This is a genomic window from Bradyrhizobium sp. CCBAU 11434 (assembly GCF_028128895.1).
GTDB classification, from domain to species: Bacteria; Pseudomonadota; Alphaproteobacteria; order Rhizobiales; family Xanthobacteraceae; genus Bradyrhizobium; species Bradyrhizobium zhengyangense.
The window spans coordinates 179,781-196,207 of the sequence record NZ_LBJX01000097.1 but is presented as its reverse complement, the minus strand read 5'-3'; the positions used below and the strand labels follow the sequence as shown (position 1 = coordinate 196,207).

The 16,427-nt window shown below is 63.5% G+C and carries 10 protein-coding genes; 6 read left to right on the top strand and 4 right to left on the bottom strand.

The annotated features are described in order from the left end of the window. Positions 1-38: 38 nt before the first annotated feature. Positions 39-821 carry a helix-turn-helix transcriptional regulator gene (locus tag XI06_RS28890; protein ID WP_271607057.1) on the bottom strand — a complete coding sequence of 261 codons (783 nt, stop codon included), beginning with the start codon at positions 819-821 and terminating at the stop codon, positions 39-41. A gap of 12 nt (positions 822-833) precedes the next feature. Between XI06_RS28890 and XI06_RS28885 the strand changes: the two genes are divergently transcribed. From XI06_RS28885 to XI06_RS28875, 3 genes are all read left to right on the top strand, one after another. After that, positions 834-1,034, top strand: coding sequence for a hypothetical protein (locus tag XI06_RS28885; RefSeq protein WP_237868911.1), 201 nt, complete (start codon positions 834-836; stop codon positions 1,032-1,034). Further along, positions 991-12,213: an Ig-like domain-containing protein gene (locus XI06_RS28880; RefSeq protein ID WP_271607056.1), complete on the top strand. Its 11,223-nt coding sequence runs from the start codon at positions 991-993 to the stop codon at positions 12,211-12,213. The genes XI06_RS28885 and XI06_RS28880 overlap by 44 nt, the downstream gene beginning before the upstream one ends. 324 nt (positions 12,214-12,537) lie before the next feature. Then, a complete protein-coding gene (locus tag XI06_RS28875; protein ID WP_237862395.1) occupies positions 12,538-12,729 on the top strand; it encodes a hypothetical protein in 192 nt (63 codons plus the stop codon). Between the two features lie 4 nt (positions 12,730-12,733). Here the strand turns inward: XI06_RS28875 and XI06_RS28870 are convergent, their stop codons facing one another. Continuing rightward, complete coding sequence (locus XI06_RS28870) at positions 12,734-12,961, bottom strand: hypothetical protein (RefSeq protein WP_237868914.1); 228 nt, start codon at positions 12,959-12,961, stop codon at positions 12,734-12,736. Positions 12,962-13,172: 211 nt separating this feature from the next. Between XI06_RS28870 and XI06_RS28865 the strand changes: the two genes are divergently transcribed. Next, positions 13,173-13,499 carry a DUF1476 domain-containing protein gene (locus XI06_RS28865; RefSeq protein ID WP_237868916.1) on the top strand — a complete coding sequence of 109 codons (327 nt, stop codon included), beginning with the start codon at positions 13,173-13,175 and terminating at the stop codon, positions 13,497-13,499. Between the two features lie 14 nt (positions 13,500-13,513). On the opposite strand, the gene XI06_RS28860 is transcribed toward XI06_RS28865, so the two are convergent. Next, on the bottom strand, positions 13,514-14,092 hold the full coding sequence (locus XI06_RS28860) for a TIGR00645 family protein (protein WP_237868918.1): 579 nt from the start codon (positions 14,090-14,092) through the stop codon (positions 13,514-13,516). Positions 14,093-14,240: 148 nt separating this feature from the next. On the opposite strand from XI06_RS28860, the gene XI06_RS28855 reads away from it, so the two are divergent. Beyond that, positions 14,241-14,534 carry a hypothetical protein gene (locus XI06_RS28855; protein WP_237862577.1) on the top strand — a complete coding sequence of 98 codons (294 nt, stop codon included), beginning with the start codon at positions 14,241-14,243 and terminating at the stop codon, positions 14,532-14,534. Positions 14,535-14,564: 30 nt separating this feature from the next. Here the strand turns inward: XI06_RS28855 and XI06_RS28850 are convergent, their stop codons facing one another. Further along, positions 14,565-14,693, bottom strand: coding sequence for a hypothetical protein (locus XI06_RS28850; protein ID WP_271597404.1), 129 nt, complete (start codon positions 14,691-14,693; stop codon positions 14,565-14,567). An 802-nt stretch (positions 14,694-15,495) separates the two neighbouring features. Between XI06_RS28850 and XI06_RS28845 the strand changes: the two genes are divergently transcribed. Then, positions 15,496-16,425 carry a septal ring lytic transglycosylase RlpA family protein gene (locus tag XI06_RS28845; protein ID WP_237869988.1) on the top strand — a complete coding sequence of 310 codons (930 nt, stop codon included), beginning with the start codon at positions 15,496-15,498 and terminating at the stop codon, positions 16,423-16,425. Positions 16,426-16,427 lie beyond the last annotated feature (2 nt).

The following is a 16,427-nucleotide window of genomic DNA, read 5'->3' as shown; positions in this document are numbered from 1 at the left end:
CGACTGCTGAGCAGCTTAGAATAGCCTGCGCTTTTGTTCTAGCGCGGGGTTCCCATCGGAATCCGCGACAGCAGCAGCGCCAGTTCGGACTGCCGTGACGTCGCGGTCTTGCCAAAGATGGATTTAAGACGGCTGCGCAGCGTTTCCCTGGAGACGCCGCTCTGGGCCGCAATCTCGAGCAGCGTCTTGCCGAGTGCAATGTCGGCGGCAAGCTTGGCTTCAGCGGGGCTGAGGCCGAAGGCCTGTTGCAAGGCGACGACGTTCGGGCGAGGGGCCTCCGCATTGAGATCGACGACCGAGATCACGGCGGCGACCATGTGGAACAGGTCCCGCGCGTGGCCGACGACCGGGACGACGGTCGCGATCAGCGGGCGCGCCGAATTCCGTTTTGGCAGAACGATCGGCTTGCAGGGCGCTGCGTGATCCGTGTCCCGCCTGGTTGCGGATCCGACCGCCTGTCCCAGCTTCTGGTTCGCGTCAGGATGCCAGGACGCCATGCGACGATCTTTGATGGCGAGCGCGCCGCGGATCGCTTGTTCGAAACTGGGGCTCGCATGCATGATCGTGCCCTCGTAGCCAAGCAGAGCGATCGGTTGGCCGTTGAGCGCGAGCGCGTCCGCCAATCTTTGCGAGGAGACCAGCCCGACCCGGACCATGAGTCGGCCGATGTTCTGCAGCTGGCCGGCGAGCGCGTTGATGTCCTCGATCTCCTCGCGGCTATAGGGCTCCTGGTCGGCGCGGCGGATGATGGAGGTCGACAATCGCGAGACGCCTTCCTTGGCGAGGATGACGCCGGCGAACGATGAAAAAACCGTGCGCATGAAGAATTCCTGATGAAAAAGATCGCGCCGGAGCTCGTCCGGCGTAAAGCAGTTCTGTTCGGTCAGTACGCCCTTCCATCCCCTGAAGATCAGGTCCAGTCCGCGGGCCCGGTGCGAGTTCAGCTCCGGTGCTCGCCATTTCCGCCTGAAACCATCGTGCAGCTCATCGATGCCTTCCGAGCCGATGGTGCCCAGGGTCAGGAGACCTTCTGAAAGGTGCAGTGCAGCACCCCTTGCGGATGGCAATTACAACCAGCTTTCCGTCACGGCGACGGATATTGCAGGCATCAAGGCGAGCGCCGGCACCAGCCAATACGTGCTGATCGACACGACGGCCCCGACGGTAAACTCACAGTCGGAGTCTAATCCCGGACTGACTCAGTCCACCACCGAGGTGATCACCGTCAATGCCAGCGACGCCCATGGCGTCCAGTCTGTTGCGATCTATAACGACGTAACGCATCAGAAGGTCGGCGACGCAACGCTCAGCAACGGCGTCTGGACCTATCCGGCTTCGGGTCTCGCCGACGGCACCTACAAATTCTATGCTGTTGTCACCGATGCCGCCGGCAACCAGACCAAGACAGCTGATCTCACCACCGTAACGGTCGACACCACGGCCCCGACGGTCGTCTCGGAGTCGGAATCCGTCTCGGGCCCGACGCAGCTCACGTCCGATATCATCAAGGTCAATGCGACCGATCTGAACGACGTTGCCTCGGTGGCGATCTACGACCATGCGACGAACCAGAAGGTCGGCGACGCAGCGCTCGGCAGCGACGGTGCCTGGGCCTATACGGCCTCCAATCTGACGGGCGGTGCGCACACTTTCTACGCGGTCGTCACTGACGTCGCCGGCAATCACACCACGGCATCAGACCTCGCCACCGTAACGGTCGACAACACACCTCCGGTCATCAGCTTCGGCCAGGTCAAGCTGGACAATCCTGACACGACGGGAACGATGTCGAACGACGGCGGCGCGACGTTGTCTGGCACGGTCTCGGACAACATCGCCGTCGCCCAGGTTCAGGTCTTCAACGGCGCGACGCTGCTTGGCACGGCCAGCGTTGCGAACGGCACGTGGAGCCTTCATACGGTCCTGAGCGTGGGGTCGTACGACCAGCTGCACGCGATTGCGACCGACACTGCCGGCAACAGCACGGATATTGCCAGCCATAGCGTGGTGACCATCACTCAGGTTTCGGGCCTCGCCACCGACGGCTACATCTCGGGTGCTACGGTGTTTGCCGACACCAACGGCAACGGCAAGCTCGACGCCGGGGAGGCGTCCGGCATCACCGACGCGGGCGGCCATTTCGTGTTGGGGGCGGGCACGACGTCAGGGCCTCTGGTTCTGACCGGCGGTACCGACACCGCGACCGGGCAGCAGTTCACGGGCGTGCTGACCGCGCCCACGGGATCGACCCAGGTCACCGCGCTCACGACGCTCGTCCAGTCGGTCGCGGCCGCCAATGGTGGTGACGTGGCGGCCGCTTCCCAGGCCGTCGCCGCAGCGCTTGGCATCGACCCGACCATCGATCTCACCAAGACCGACATCTTGACGAACGCCTACACCGGCGACGCCCAGCCCTTCGTGGCGGCGGCCAAGGTGCTCAATACCGTGTCGATGGTGGCATCGGCCGTCTCGGGCACCGGTGCGTCGACCTTCACGTCGGCAGCGACCGGCGCGTTTTCGGCGCTCGCCGCCCAGATCGTGTCGACAGGTGGTCTCGACCTCACCAGTTCAAGCGTTGTCAGCGCCGTGGTCTCGAGCACGCTGACCAGCGCGGGCGCCACGCTGACTGGTACGCAAACGAGTGAAATCGCCAACGTCGTCACGTCAGTGAACACGGCGACCGATCAAGCCGTGCAGGCGTCGACCGGTGGCACCACCGCGGATCTCCTCGCCAATGTCAGCGCGACCTCGATCGTGGCGCAGGGCAGTGCGTCCGCGGATCTGAAAACGGGCACCCAAAGCGGCGATCTGTCGAGTGCTGTCGCCAACAACACCAGCACAGCCCTTTCAACCGCCGTTCAAAGCGCCGTCAGCCAGGTATCGACTGCAAGCCTCGCACCCGCGGCACCAGACTTCGTCAGCCTGACGCCGACCGACGCTTCGCCAACCGCCTCGAGCGCGGTCCATTACCTGCTGACTTTCTCCAACTCGGTCCAGGGGGTGACCGCAAGCGACTTTAGCCTCGCTACAAGCGGTCTCACCGGCGCGAGCATCACGAGCGTTACGGCCGTGGCGGGGAGCGCCGGCGCGCAATATCTGGTCGAGATCAATCCGGGTTCCGGCAATGGCGCACTGTCGCTCAGTTTCGCCGGCACCACCGTGCAGGATCTGAGCGGCGTAGCGCTGCAGGACCAGAGCACACACACGTCGGCAAGCTATACGGTCGATCATTCCGCCGGCGAGCAAGCCGCCCTGGCGCTGGCCGTCACCAACACGCAAGTCAATGCCGCAGGTTCGGCGCTGCTGAATTTCACGATCAGCGGGCTTCAGCCGACCGATACGGGTGTTGTCACCTTTACCGACGGTCAGAACTCGGTCTCCGTCAACGTGAACGGCGGGCAGAGCGGCTATAGCGCGAACCTCAGTGCGCTGAGCGACGGGTCGATCTCGTCCCAGCTCGCCGTCAACACCAATGCCGCCGGCCATTCCTTCACGCCGGTTGCCGGTTCCAGCGCGGTGACACTGACCGGCTTCAGCACGCCCTCGAGCGGCATCAGCGTCGTCCAGAACGCTATCGGTGACATTGCCGTCGTCTCGGCGGTCGCCGTCACCAATCAGTCGGGCATCGGGCTGCTGGCCCAGGAAAGCGCTGGCGGTGTCGGCAACATCGTCGTCAACACGACCGGCAGCGTGACCGGCACGGGCAGCGGAGCGGTCGGTCTCGAAGCACAGAACCTTGACGCCTCCAACGGGGGCAACGTGTCGGTCACGGCGACCGGAGGCGTCACTGGTAACCAGCACGCCATCGTCGCCTCGACGGCGGGGAGCGGCAATGTGTCAGTCGAAGCCGGCGGCGCGATTGCCTCGACCGTGCAATTCGGAATCCGTGCCGCGGCTTCCGGAACCGGCGACGTTTCCGTCCTCACCGACGCCGGCAGCACGATCAATTCGGGTGGTGCGGGCATCAGCGCCATCAATTTCGACACCGTGCTTGCGGCAAGCGCCAACAGCTCGGTGACAGTCACCAACAATGCCGTGATCAACTCCGGCACGACGCTCAATCCGAGCGGCTCGGTGCCGCAGGGCATCGCCGCCGGCTTCTACGGTGCCAATGGCACATCGAACACCGCCATCAACGGCACGGTTCTCGTCAACAATAACGCCAATATCACCGCCGCAGCCGGTTACGGCGTCGACGCCTATAACTGGGGCAACGGCGACGTGACCGTGAACGAAGCGGCCAACACATCAGTGTCGGGCGCCCAGTACGGTCTTGCCGCCTATGCCCTGAGCAAGGGCTCGGGCAATGTTGCGGTCAATGTCGGCGCGAATGTCGCAGTCAACGCGACCACGTTGTTCGGCATCCAGGCTTATGTCAGCGGCGTCGGCAATGTCAGCGTCCAGACCGGCGACGGCGATACGATTTATGGCGGCAGCATCGGCGTCAACGCCCAGAGCCAGGCAATCTCGGAGCCCGCGACCGGCAACATCAATGTGGTGCTGGGTAAGGACACCATCCATTCGGGCACGCTGAACACGCCGAACGGCTCGGCAACCCCCGGAGCCGTCTCGGTCGGCTACCTGCCGAACGGAACCCAGGCGGCCTCGAACGCAGTTCTCGGCAATGTCATGGTGCAGAGCGACGCCCAGATCACCGCTGACAAGGCGAACGGCATCAATGCCTATAACTGGGGTAAGGGCAACGTGACGGTGTCCACTGGCCCCGACTCCACGATCCACGCGGCGGGCAACGGCATCCAGGCCAATGCCCTGAACGGCGGCAATGTCAGCGTCACCAATGGCGGTTCAATCAATTCCGGTGCGACCGGCATCTCCGCCAATTCGAACATGGGCCTCGGCACTGTCGGCGGCACAGTCACCGTCTTCAACAACGGGACGATCACCGCCGCGGGGACCGGCATCGGCTCCGGCGGCAACCATGTCGGCGCCATCTCGATCACCAACAACGGTACGGTGACGGCCACCCAGTTTGCCGGAATCGGCATCACTGCCGTCAGCGGCGACGCCACGATTACCAATACCGGAGCGACGTCAGGAACGAACGGAATCTTCGCTTCGGACAATGGGTCCGCGAACGTCTTCATCACCAACCAGGGGACTGCGACCGGCACGACCTTCTCGGGCATCGGTGCCAACCTGACAGCCGCCGGCGCAACGGGCTCGATCAGCATCACCAACGCCGGCACCGTGACGAGTCTCGGGAGTGGTTCGGCGATCGGACTCACCGAGAACAATGTCGGCAGCGTCACCATCAACAACACCGGCATCATCGGCTCTAACGCCACGGGGCAAGCAATTTTCGCGGGCGGCGGCGATATCACGCTGACCAACAGCGGCACGATCACCGGCAACATCAATGTCGGCAACGGCACGTTCAACAACCAGGCCAGCGGGGTCTGGGCGGTCGGCGCCTGGAGCGGGTTCGGCACGGCTTCGACCACCGGCGTCGTTGAAAGCAACACCGTCAACAATGCAGGCACCATCAACCTGTCGGCCGGCGCCAGTATCAATGGCGCCAACGGCCTCGTCGTGAACAACAGCGGACACCTCGACAACCTGTCCGGGACCAACATGATCAACGGGTCCGTGAACAACACGGGCACGCTTGAGGTTGCGTCCGGCTCCCTCGAGATCGGCGGTGGGCTCAGCGGGACGGGGTCCGTTCTGGTCGATACCGGCGCGACCCTGGTTCTCGATGGGGCAACCGCGCAGACGGTCACCTTCACGGGCAGCGGCGGCACGCTCAATCTCAACTTTGGTGCCGTCAGCGGCACCATCGCGGCGGTCTCCTCGACCGGCGGAATATTCAACGCCACGGGGGCGGGCAACATCACCACCGCAAGTGGCGATGCGCTGGACTTCACGGCCTCTGGCGGAAATGCCGGCAACCCGGCCAGTGTGGTTTTGACGCCATCCGGTACGCTGACGGGAGCGGCCGCCGGTCTTGTGGCGAGCCAGAACGGGGTCGGCGATGTCACGATCATTGCCTCAGGTGCTGTCTCCGGCCTGGACGGGGATGGTATCGTCGCCCAGGACAGCGCCAGCGGCGCGGGCAACATCAGCGTCACGGCGACGGGTGGGGTGAGTGCCAGCGGCACTACGCCGGTCCTGACCGGCAGCCCCCTAGTTCAGACCACACAGGGCTATGCAGCCATTCGCGCGCAGAACCTCGACACGGCCAACAATGGCAACGTGACGGTTACGACATCGGGCGCGCTCACCGGATCGCAGTTTGGCGTCCGAGCGCAGACCAGCGGCAGCGGCAATGTCAGCGTCACCACCGATGCAACCAGTGTCATCAACTCAGGCGGCTCGGGCATCAGCGTGGTCAACTTCGATACGTCGATGCTGGCCTCGGCCAACAGCACGATCATGGTCACGGCTCACGGCAGCATCAACGCCGGATCCATGGTGAACCCCAATGGTTCGACACCTGCGGCCATCAACGCTTCCTATTATGCCAATCCTGTCGGCACGATCACTCCTGTTCACAACGACAACGTCAATGGCACCGTCCTCGTCACGAGCGATGCCATCATTAACTCGGCCGGCTACGGTATTCAGGCCAACAATTTCGGCAACGGCAATGTGACCGTGAACGAAACCGGAGGCAGCATTACGTCCACGGGTTTTGGCATCAACGCCTACAGTCGCGATATCGGCAGCGTCAGCGTTTCGACCTCCTCGGGAGTCAGCATCAACTCCACCGGTACCGGTATCAATGCGGCCAACCAGGCCATTTTCGATGCCTCGAACAATGCAACCGTCACAGTCATCAATTACGCAACGATCCAATCCGGAGCCGTGGCCAATGGCTCGACGCTTGCCGGCATCATTGCCGGCTTTAGCGGAACTTATGGATTGGTCGCGCCTGGTCCCAACTCCGGCGTGAACGGGACCGTTCTCGTAGACAATTACGGCAACGTCTCCGCCGCCAAGGGCTATGGGATCGATGCGTACAACTGGGGCAATGGTGACGTCACGGTGAATGACGGCGCAGGCACCACGGTCACGGGCAATCTCATCGGTGTCGCGGCGTTCGGCTTGGAGGGTGTCGCTGGACAACCAGGTGGAACTGGCAACGTCAGTATCACTGTCGGTGCCAACGCGACGGTCAACAGCGGCGCCGGCAACGACGGCATCCAGGCCTACTCCCTCGATAACGGTAATGTTAGCGTCACCACCGCCGACAACCTCACCGTCAACGCCGGCCGCTACGGCATCGGGGCGTTTGATCAATCTTCGACGGTCTCGGCCGGTAGCACCCTTTCTGTCGTTGCGGGGACCGGGACGATCGATGCCATCAGTGGCGGCATCAACGCCGGCTATTCCCCTGGAAGCAACGCGATCGAGCCGGGCGTGGCTGGCAACGTCTCCGTTGTCAGCAATGCAACCATCGTCGTCACGGGAAGCAATGGCTTCGGCATCGGCGCCTTCAACTGGGGCACCGGCGACGCCACGGTGACGACTGGCGCGGCCTCGAACGTCACCGCGACCAACGGGACGGGTAACGCCATCAACGCCAGCACCAATGATGGCGGCAATGTCACCATCAGCAACGCCGGCGTGGCGACCGGTGGCGGGACAGGCATCAGCGCCTTTGTCGCCGGCAATGCGGTGCACGCCGGTACCATTTCCGTGACCAACACGGGAACGGCGACCGGAAACAGCTTCTCGGGCATCAACGCCAATGATTCCGCGGGCGGCAACGTCTCGGTCACCAACAGCGGATCGGCGACCGGCAAGACCGGCATCAGCGCGTTCAGCAATGGTGCCGGCAGCATCAGCATCACGAACGGTGGTGCCGCAACCGGCACGAGCTTCTCTGGCATCGGCGCCAACCTGACAGCTGCCGGCGCAACGGGCTCGATCAGCATCACCAATTCGGGCACGGTGACAAGCCTCGGCAATGGCGCGGCGATTGGACTCAATGAGAACAATACCGGTACCGTCACCATCAACAACACCGGCATCATCGGCTCTAACGCCACGGGGCAAGCAATTTTCGCGGGCGGCGGCGATATTACGCTGACCAACAGCGGCACGATCACCGGCAACATCAATGTCGGCAACGGCACGTTCAACAACCAGGCCAGCGGCATCTGGGCCGTCGGCACCTGGAGCGGGTTCGGCACGGCTTCGACCACCGGCGTCATCGAGAGCAACACCGTCAACAACGCCGGCACCATCAACCTGTCAGCCGGTGCCAGCATCAACGGCGCCAACGGCCTCGTCGTCAATAATAGCGGACACCTCGACAACCTGTCCGGAACCAACATGATCAACGGGGCCGTGAACAACACGGGCACACTTGAGGTTGCGTCCGGCTCACTCGAGATCGGCGGCGGCCTGAGCGGGACGGGGGCGGTCCTGGTCGACACCGGCGCAACCCTGGTTCTTGACAGTGCGACTGCGCAGACGGTGACCTTCACCGGTAACGGCGGCACGCTCGCTCTCAACTTTGGCGCCGTCAGCGGGACCATCGCGGCGGTGTCCTCGACCGGCGGCAATTTTGCGATCAACGGTTGGGGATCTGTCGCCACTGCGGTTGGCGACGGCATTGACTTCACGGCCACCGGCGGAACCTCCGGCAACGTGGCCGCGATCTCGGTCGCACCCGGCGGCGCCATCACCGGCGCGGCCAACGGCATCGTGGTGACCCAGAACGGCACCGGCGACATCTTCGTCTCCACGTCAGGTCCGATCGTCGGTCAGACGGGGACGGGCATCCTCGCGCAGGACAGCGCAAGCGGCGTCGGCAATATCCAGGTGGTGTCGACGGGCAGCGTCACCGGCTCGGGCGCCGCATTGTTCGGCATCGAGGCGCAGAACCTGAACGCGGCCAATGGCGGCAACGTCTCGGTGACGGCGACGGGCGGGGTCAGCGGCAACCAGCACGCTATCATCGCCACGACCGCGGGTAGCGGCAATGTGTCGGTCGAAGCGGGTGGGGCGATTGCCTCGACAGTGCAGTTCGGAATCCGGGCCGCGGCTCTCGGCACCGGCAACGTTTCGGTCCTCACCGATGCCGGCAGCACGATCAATTCCGGAGGTGCGGGCATCAGTGCCCTTAATCAGGATACGGTCATTGCCGCGGGCGTCGGCAGCTCGGTGACGGTCACCAACAACGCCGTCATCAACTCAGGCACCACGCTCAACCCCAGCGGCTCGGTGCCGCAGGGCATCGCCGCCGGCTACTATGGCGCCAATGGTACGGCCAACACCAACATCAACGGTACCGTCGTCATCAACAATAACGCCAACATCACGGCTGCAGCAGGCTATGGCCTCAACGGTTACAATTACGGCAACGGCAATGTGACGCTGAACGAGGGGGCCAACACCTCGGTGACAGCCGACCAATATGGGCTCGGGGCTTTTGCCAACAGCAAGGGGAGCGGCAGTGTCGCGATCAATGTTGGCGCAAATGTCGCGATCCATGCGACCAACTTGATCGGCATCCAGGCCTCGACCACCGGTGTTGGAGACATCAACATCCAGACCGGCGACGGAGATACGATTTACGGCGGCAGCATTGGCGTCAATGCCCAGAGCCAGGCCGCGTCGGAGCCTGCCACCGGGAACGTCATGGTGGTGCTAGGCAACGACGTCATTCATTCGGGCACGCACGTGACCGGGAACGGCGGAGCGACACCGGGTGCGGTCTCGGTCGGCTACGCGCCCAACGGCGTTGGAACGGCAACGAATGCTGTGCTTGGCAACGTCACCGTCCAGAGCAACGCGCAGATAACGGCGGACGCGGCCGCTGGTATCAACGCCTACAATTGGGGCAAGGGCAACACCACGGTGTCAACAGGCTCTGCGTCGTCGATCACAGCGCCCGGTAACGGTATCCAGGCCAGCGCCCAGAACGGCGGCAATGTCAGCATCACCAATGGCGGTTCGATCCATTCTGGTGCGACCGGCATCTCTGCGAACGTGAATGCCGGTCTCTCCGCGACTGGCGGCACCATTACCATCACCAACAATGGTACGATCAGCGCCGGCACCACCGGTATCTTCGCTGGCGGCAGTCACGTCGGGGATGTCTCGATCACCAACACCGGCACAGTCAACGGCACCAGTTCCAACGGTATCGCCGTGAACCTGACGGCAAGCGGTTCGACGGGATCGACCACCATCACCAACAGCGGTACCGTCACCACCGCGAGCACGATCTCCGCAATCAGCGTCAATGAAAACGCGGTCGGCACGGTGACGCTCAACAATTCCGGAACCATCGGATCTTCCGCTTCGGCCGGCGCGATCTTCGAGGCCGGCGGCAGCCAGATCACCATTAACAACAGCGGGACCATCCTTGGTGGTGTCAACACCGGGGGCGGGGGCATTGGCGCCACGACCACGTTCAACAACAACGCCGGAGGCGTCTGGCAGACCGTCTATGTCGATGACGAGGGCACGATCAATGCGGCGGGTCCGGGCTCGCAGATCACGCTCACCAACGCGTCCATTGGCTTTTCCGGCACCGGCAGCTTGAATCTGTCGGCCGGGGCGACGTTCACCAGCGATTCTCTCTCGATCGGAAACCAGGTCGGCAGTCATGGAACGGTCGTCGTGACCGGGGCTGGCACGAGTCTCAACGCAACGGCGGGTCCGTTTCAGAACATCCAGGTGGGCAGCTCCGGCTCGGCTTCGCTGAGCATCGCCGACCATGCCGCTGTCCTGACCGGAAACATGGATGTCGGCGTCATCTATGCGGCGGGCATTATCGACACGCTCGATATCAATAACGCCACCCTGACCCTTGTTCAGGGCCTCACGATCGGCGATTCCGGAACGGCCCATGCCACGGTGGAAAACGGCGGTAGCATCAGCGCGGGCTACGTCGGTCTCGGCCAACAGGTCGGCGGGGACGGCAGCCTCACCATCGATGGTGCGGGATCACATCTGGCGATCCTGGGCGATACAGACGGCATCAATGTGGGCTTCGGTGGCGCTGGGCATCTGACGTTGTCAAACGGTGCCACGATCACCGCGGACTTTGTCAACATCGGCTCGCTTGCAGGAAGCTCGGGTAGCTTGATCATTTCGGGCGCCGGCACCAGCCTCGACACCACCTCGGGCACCTATCAGAACATCCAGGTTGGTAGCGACGGTGCCGCCACCATGACGATCTCAGACCACGCGATTGTCACGACCACCAACATGACGCTTGCCGTCAACCATGACGCCGGTGTGACCGACACGCTGACCGTGGACGATGCCAGCCTGCATGTCGGCGGGACGATGACGATCGGCAACGGCGGCGCAGCCACCGCTCTCGTGGAGAACGGAGGCAGCCTGACCGCCGGCTCGCTGATCCTGGCGGAACTGTCAGGAAGCTCCGGCAGTCTCACCGTTGATGGCGCGGGCTCCGTGGTCACCGCTTCCTATATCTCGATGGGCGGGCCGTCGGCCGTGCTGACGCTGAGCAATGGCGGTCGGATCGAGCGCCACGACGATCGCGAACACCATCCATATCGGCGGCGATGGAGCTCTGGTCGGCACTGGCGAGATCACATCGGCGATCGTCAACGACGGGACCATCACGGCGGCCGGTGGCGCGCTTCAGATCGATCAGCAACTGACCGGCTCAGGATTTGCGCAAATCAACGTCGGCGCCACTCTCGACCTGTCGAATGGCGCGGTGTCCTCGCAGACCATCCTGTTCACGGCGCCGAGCGGCTCTACCGCTTCCCTGGTTGTCGATCATGCGGCGAGCCTGCAGGCGTTCATCTCAGGGTTCACCGGCGATGGCACGCTTGGCGGCTCCGATCAGATCGATCTGAAGGACATCAACTACATCTCGCTTTCGGAAAATTACGATGCCGTCAACAACGTGCTCAACATCTCCGATGGCACGAACTCGGCCGCAATTCACTTCATCGGATCGTACCAGCAAGCGAACTTCAGCTTTGTCAGCGACGGCCAGAACGGAACGATCGTCTACGATCCGCCCGTCGCCGGCAGTGCGGCGGCCGGATCGACTGGCACGTCTGCGGTCGCCGCAGGGGATGGCTTCAAGTTCGCCGCGGCCAGCATCGCGCCGAACACAGATGCGGGCGATGCGCATGGCAACAGCAGCGCGTCCCTGGGCCAGATCCTCAACATGCATGTCGATGCATCGGCAACGCCGTCAGGCCAGATGCTCGATCTCGCCTTGGCCGACAACAAGTTCTTGCCGGGGCATGATTACCACGTGCTCTAGCCGCGCGGCCTGAACGCGCCAACCGGCCGTGGACCGAATGACAGAACTGCCGGAGTGATCGCAGCGATCGCTTCGGCAGTTGACGCCGATCGATGGGTTCAATTTCGGAATAATCGCATTTTGCCACTGTTTTGCCCGACGCGTCAATTGGTTTTCTCGGGACGGGCAGGATGACGCGCGCAAGGCTTGATTCGACGGGGCCACGCTACTGTGCATGGGGTTGTTTTGGGCTTTCTTTCGGCAGCATGCGACCGGGCTGGCTGGCGGCGGGAGCTGGAACCTTTCGGTCACCGGCGCATTATCTCGCCATGACTGAAGACCTTTCCTTCCGACGCAAACCCCTGACACCCGAACAGCGCCAGGCGCGTGATGCGGCTCGCCGGATCGAGGCCGAGAAGGCCATGCGCGACCATGAGGAGGCGCAGAAGGCGTTTTACGCCAACCGCGAGCGGCTCAGGGCCGAGCGGCTCGCCCGCGAGGCGGCCGCGGCAAAAACCTGACGGTTCAATGCCGGCTGGACGGGCGCGTGGCGGTGAGGGAAAGCTTGAGTGCCCGGACAGCGACCGCAACGACCCCGCGAGGCGCGTGGAGCGCCTCGATGGCCTCGGCCGCGATGCGGCAATCATCGGCGACCTTGAGGAAGCCTGATCGGGCGAGGTCCATGGTCGATAGCGCGGCCTGCTCGATGCACACCCGCTCAAGCCGTCGAAATTCCCTGACCTCTCTGTTCATGCGTCGCTTCTCGATGTCCCCCAGGCGATACGGCCGCGTGTCTGCCTGACAAATGGCAAGTATGATCGTTTAGCCGGCCAAGCTGGTCCGGGCCTGACGGCTTGACGGCGTTCGCCTTCGGCCGGAAGATTTCAGATCTGATCCGCAGCTGACCAGAACCACGGAGAATTTCGCTCCCAGTCCAGATCCCACCAGCACAATGGAGCTGACCATGACCACGTTCGACAAGCGCGAGCAGGGCTTTGAGGCCAAATTCGCCCATGACGAGGAGCTCATGTTCAAGGCCGCGGCCCGGTCGAACAAGCTGCTCGGGCTGTGGGCTGCAGGCGAGCTCGGGCTCAGCGGCGATGCCGCCGCTGCTTACGCAACGAAGCTGGTGACCGATAGTCTGGCGAATCGGGCGATGGACGAGACCTTGAACAAGGTCTCGAGCGACCTTGCCGCGACGGGCATTTCGCGCGAGCAGGTTGCGCAGAAGATGCAGGAGTGCCTGCACCAGGCGCTGGCGCAGCTCGAAGCCGCATCGCGCCAGGCTTGACGTCGGTCAGCACCTCACTCCTGTTGCTTGCGCGTGGTCGTATCGCTGAACCTGTCGACAAAGGCGATCCCGATCGCCGAGGCGACGAAAGTGATGTGGATCAGCACCTGCCACATCACGCCGCTCTCGGTGAGGCTGGCGCGGCTCGAGCCGAGATTGCCGGCCTCGATGAAGGTGCGCAGCAGGGCGATCGAGGAGATGCCGATGATCGCCATCGCAAGCTTGATCTTGAGCACGCTGGCATTGACGTGGCCGAGCCATTCCGGCTCGTCGGGATGGCCCTGGAGGTCGAGGCGGGAGACGAAGGTCTCGTAGCCGCCGACGATCACCATCACCAAGAGGTTGGAGATCATCACGACGTCGATCAGCGCCAGCACGCTCATCATGATCTCCTGCTCGGTGAGCTCGATCGCATGCGATGCGAGGTGCCAGAGCTCCTTCAGGAACAGCACGATGTAGACGCATTGCGCCACGATCAGTCCGAGATAGAGCGGCAGCTGCAGCCAGCGCGACCCGAAGATGATCATCGGCAACAGGCCGAGGCGCGGCGAGGGCGGGCGGGGGCCGGTCGTGGTTTCGGGCTCTACCGACATGCAAGATCCGATGATGGAGGTGACGCTGGTCTCGTGTACCCCGCCCCGACGGCCGGAGGAAGACGTCACGCCCGGTCGGCTTCTGGAGCTCGCGTCGTCTCATGCTATCGTGCCGAATGGGCGGCCGGCGATCCCAGGGAGGCAGACAGTGCTAGGCAGCGGCTTCGGCCAACGGCTCGGACGGATCGCGCTTGCAAGCTCGGTGGTCTTTGGCGCCGGCAAGGCCGCGGAGGTGGCGGCGACACCGCTGACGCCGTTTCGCTATGAGGACCAGGCCCAGCGCCATTGCCCCAGCGACAAGGTGGTGTGGCTGGATTTCAGGAAGGGTGTCTACTACCGCAAGGGACAGAGGCTGTATGGCCAGGGGTTTGACGGCAGCTTCGTCTGCGCGAGTGAAGCCCGCGACGGCCTCTATCGCAGCTCTCCGTTGGGCCTGCGCTGAGCGGGGCGAGGGCGCGTGGCGGAAGCGCAGCTATTTCTGCTTCGGCAGCGTCACCGGGACATGCGCAGAGGTGCTGATGACCCGGGGGCTTCCATCGGGATAAGTCCGGCCGCCGCGGATCAGCGATTCCAGAACCAGGATGAATTTCTCGGCTAGCATGTTCGACACCTTAGCTGGTGGTGGCCTCTTGAAATTACGTCGAGGCGCCGAACACGAGAATTCAATCAACTAAACGGGAGCGGAGTTGTCGCGCATGTTGCGCTGCGATGCGCAGCGATCCGAAAATGCGAAGGGTGGTTGGAGGATCAGCCGAAGGCTAACGCCACAAGGCTCGAGCAGAGCAAGACCAGACCGCCTGCGGTCAATGCCAGAAAGCCATCGGATACGAGGTCATGTTTGCGCATGGGACACCTGCTGCTCTCGTCCTCGATGCTCGATCGGATTGATTAAAATTGTCCGAACGTGCCGCTGTGAAGAGGTGATGCAATGTCGCCCGCGAGAGTGCCTTCAGGCCCTCGTGCGGTAGCCTTCGAACGCATGGGCCAGGAATATCCCCGCGCTTACCAGACCCATCAGTGCCGAAACCGTCTCGATCATCGTTAAATTCCAATCCCGCCCCTGCACGCGAGAGAACGCGGGCGGCCTTGCACAGTCAAAAGAATTCCGGTGAAGCCAGCGATATCGGGGGTGGAGTGAGCTTTTAGCGCAACAGCTTGTGCGGGACTGGCACAGACGAGCCGATGCCACGGCCTTCACGCCCCGTAGATCAACGGAGAATTGCGAACGTCCTGTTTACCATCCCGGTGCGTTCGCTGTGGGCTCCCCATTTCCGCCGTGTTCGGGTTGCGTTATCGTTACCGTCTCTGGGACGGTGGTGGGCCGCCCGGAGCGTTGAGGTCCGGAGGTGCTCCCGCAGGAAAGCGGGTTGGGTACGTCTCCGGCGAAATGGTATTTGGGGCGAATGGGGATCCGACGGTCAGATTCGGTGGTGCGGGCTGCGCGGTGCGTTGCGGCGGTCGCCACCTGCCTAGCGCTCGCCAATTGCGCCTCGTCCAACAAGTTCGCCAACCGGGTCGATCCCAAATACGGCGTGTCATCGAGCCCGCGAGTCGTGGCCTGGGGCGAGCCCGTCCCCAAAGGCGGCGGCACCTATCGCGTCGGCAAGCCTTATGTCGTGGCCGGCCGGACCTACGTGCCGGAGGAGGACGCCAACTACCGGGCCGAGGGCATGGCGTCCTGGTACGGCGATGATTTCCACGGCCGTCTGACCGCCAATGGCGAGGTCTTCGACATGGGCTCGCTGACGGCGGCCCATCCGACCCTGCCGATGCCGTGCTATGCACGGGTGACCAACCTCTCCAACGGCAAGTCGCTGATCGTCCGCGTCAATGATCGCGGTCCCTATCACGGCAACCGCCTCATCGACGTCTCGAACAAAGCCGCCGAACTGCTTGAATTCAAAGGAAATGGCGTCGCCAAGGTCCGCGTCGAATATGTCGGCCGGGCGCCGCTGGAAGGCTCGGATGACCGCCAGCTGATGGCGACTCTGCGCACCGGCGTGCCGGCGCCGTCGCCCTCGATGGTCCGGGTCGCCTCGGCGCGGCCGTTCGTGCCCGAGTTGCCTTCGTCGAACCGCGGTGCGATCCGGGGCGAGGTCCCGATGCCGGAAGGGCGGCCTTACAGCCTCGGCAACACCTCGGCCGATGTCGCCTCGATCAATGCGACCTCGGAGATGTCGGCCTCGAGCCGCAGCCGGGGCCGGTCGCTCCAGAATGTTCGCCAGGTGTCCTATGACCAGGACGGCCGCTATTCCTCCGATAGCGGTCCTGCGGCCTCTGATGACGGCGCAGCCGAGGCCCGCAGCATCCTGACCGGCCGCGGCCTGTACTGATT

Excerpts from the sequence above, each read along its gene's own strand:
- XI06_RS28890 (WP_271607057.1), bottom strand. The coding sequence starts at position 821 with ATGCGCACGGTTTTTTCATCGTTCGCCGGCGTCATCCTCGCCAAGGAA.
- XI06_RS28885 (WP_237868911.1), top strand. The coding sequence starts at position 834 with ATGAAAAAGATCGCGCCGGAGCTCGTCCGGCGTAAAGCAGTTCTGTTC.
- XI06_RS28880 (WP_271607056.1), top strand. The coding sequence starts at position 991 with ATGCCTTCCGAGCCGATGGTGCCCAGGGTCAGGAGACCTTCTGAAAGG.
- XI06_RS28875 (WP_237862395.1), top strand. The coding sequence starts at position 12,538 with ATGACTGAAGACCTTTCCTTCCGACGCAAACCCCTGACACCCGAACAG.
- XI06_RS28870 (WP_237868914.1), bottom strand. The coding sequence starts at position 12,961 with ATGAACAGAGAGGTCAGGGAATTTCGACGGCTTGAGCGGGTGTGCATC.
- XI06_RS28865 (WP_237868916.1), top strand. The coding sequence starts at position 13,173 with ATGACCACGTTCGACAAGCGCGAGCAGGGCTTTGAGGCCAAATTCGCC.
- XI06_RS28860 (WP_237868918.1), bottom strand. The coding sequence starts at position 14,092 with ATGTCGGTAGAGCCCGAAACCACGACCGGCCCCCGCCCGCCCTCGCCG.
- XI06_RS28850 (WP_271597404.1), bottom strand. The coding sequence starts at position 14,693 with ATGCTAGCCGAGAAATTCATCCTGGTTCTGGAATCGCTGATCCGCGGC.
- XI06_RS28845 (WP_237869988.1), top strand. The coding sequence starts at position 15,496 with ATGGGGATCCGACGGTCAGATTCGGTGGTGCGGGCTGCGCGGTGCGTT.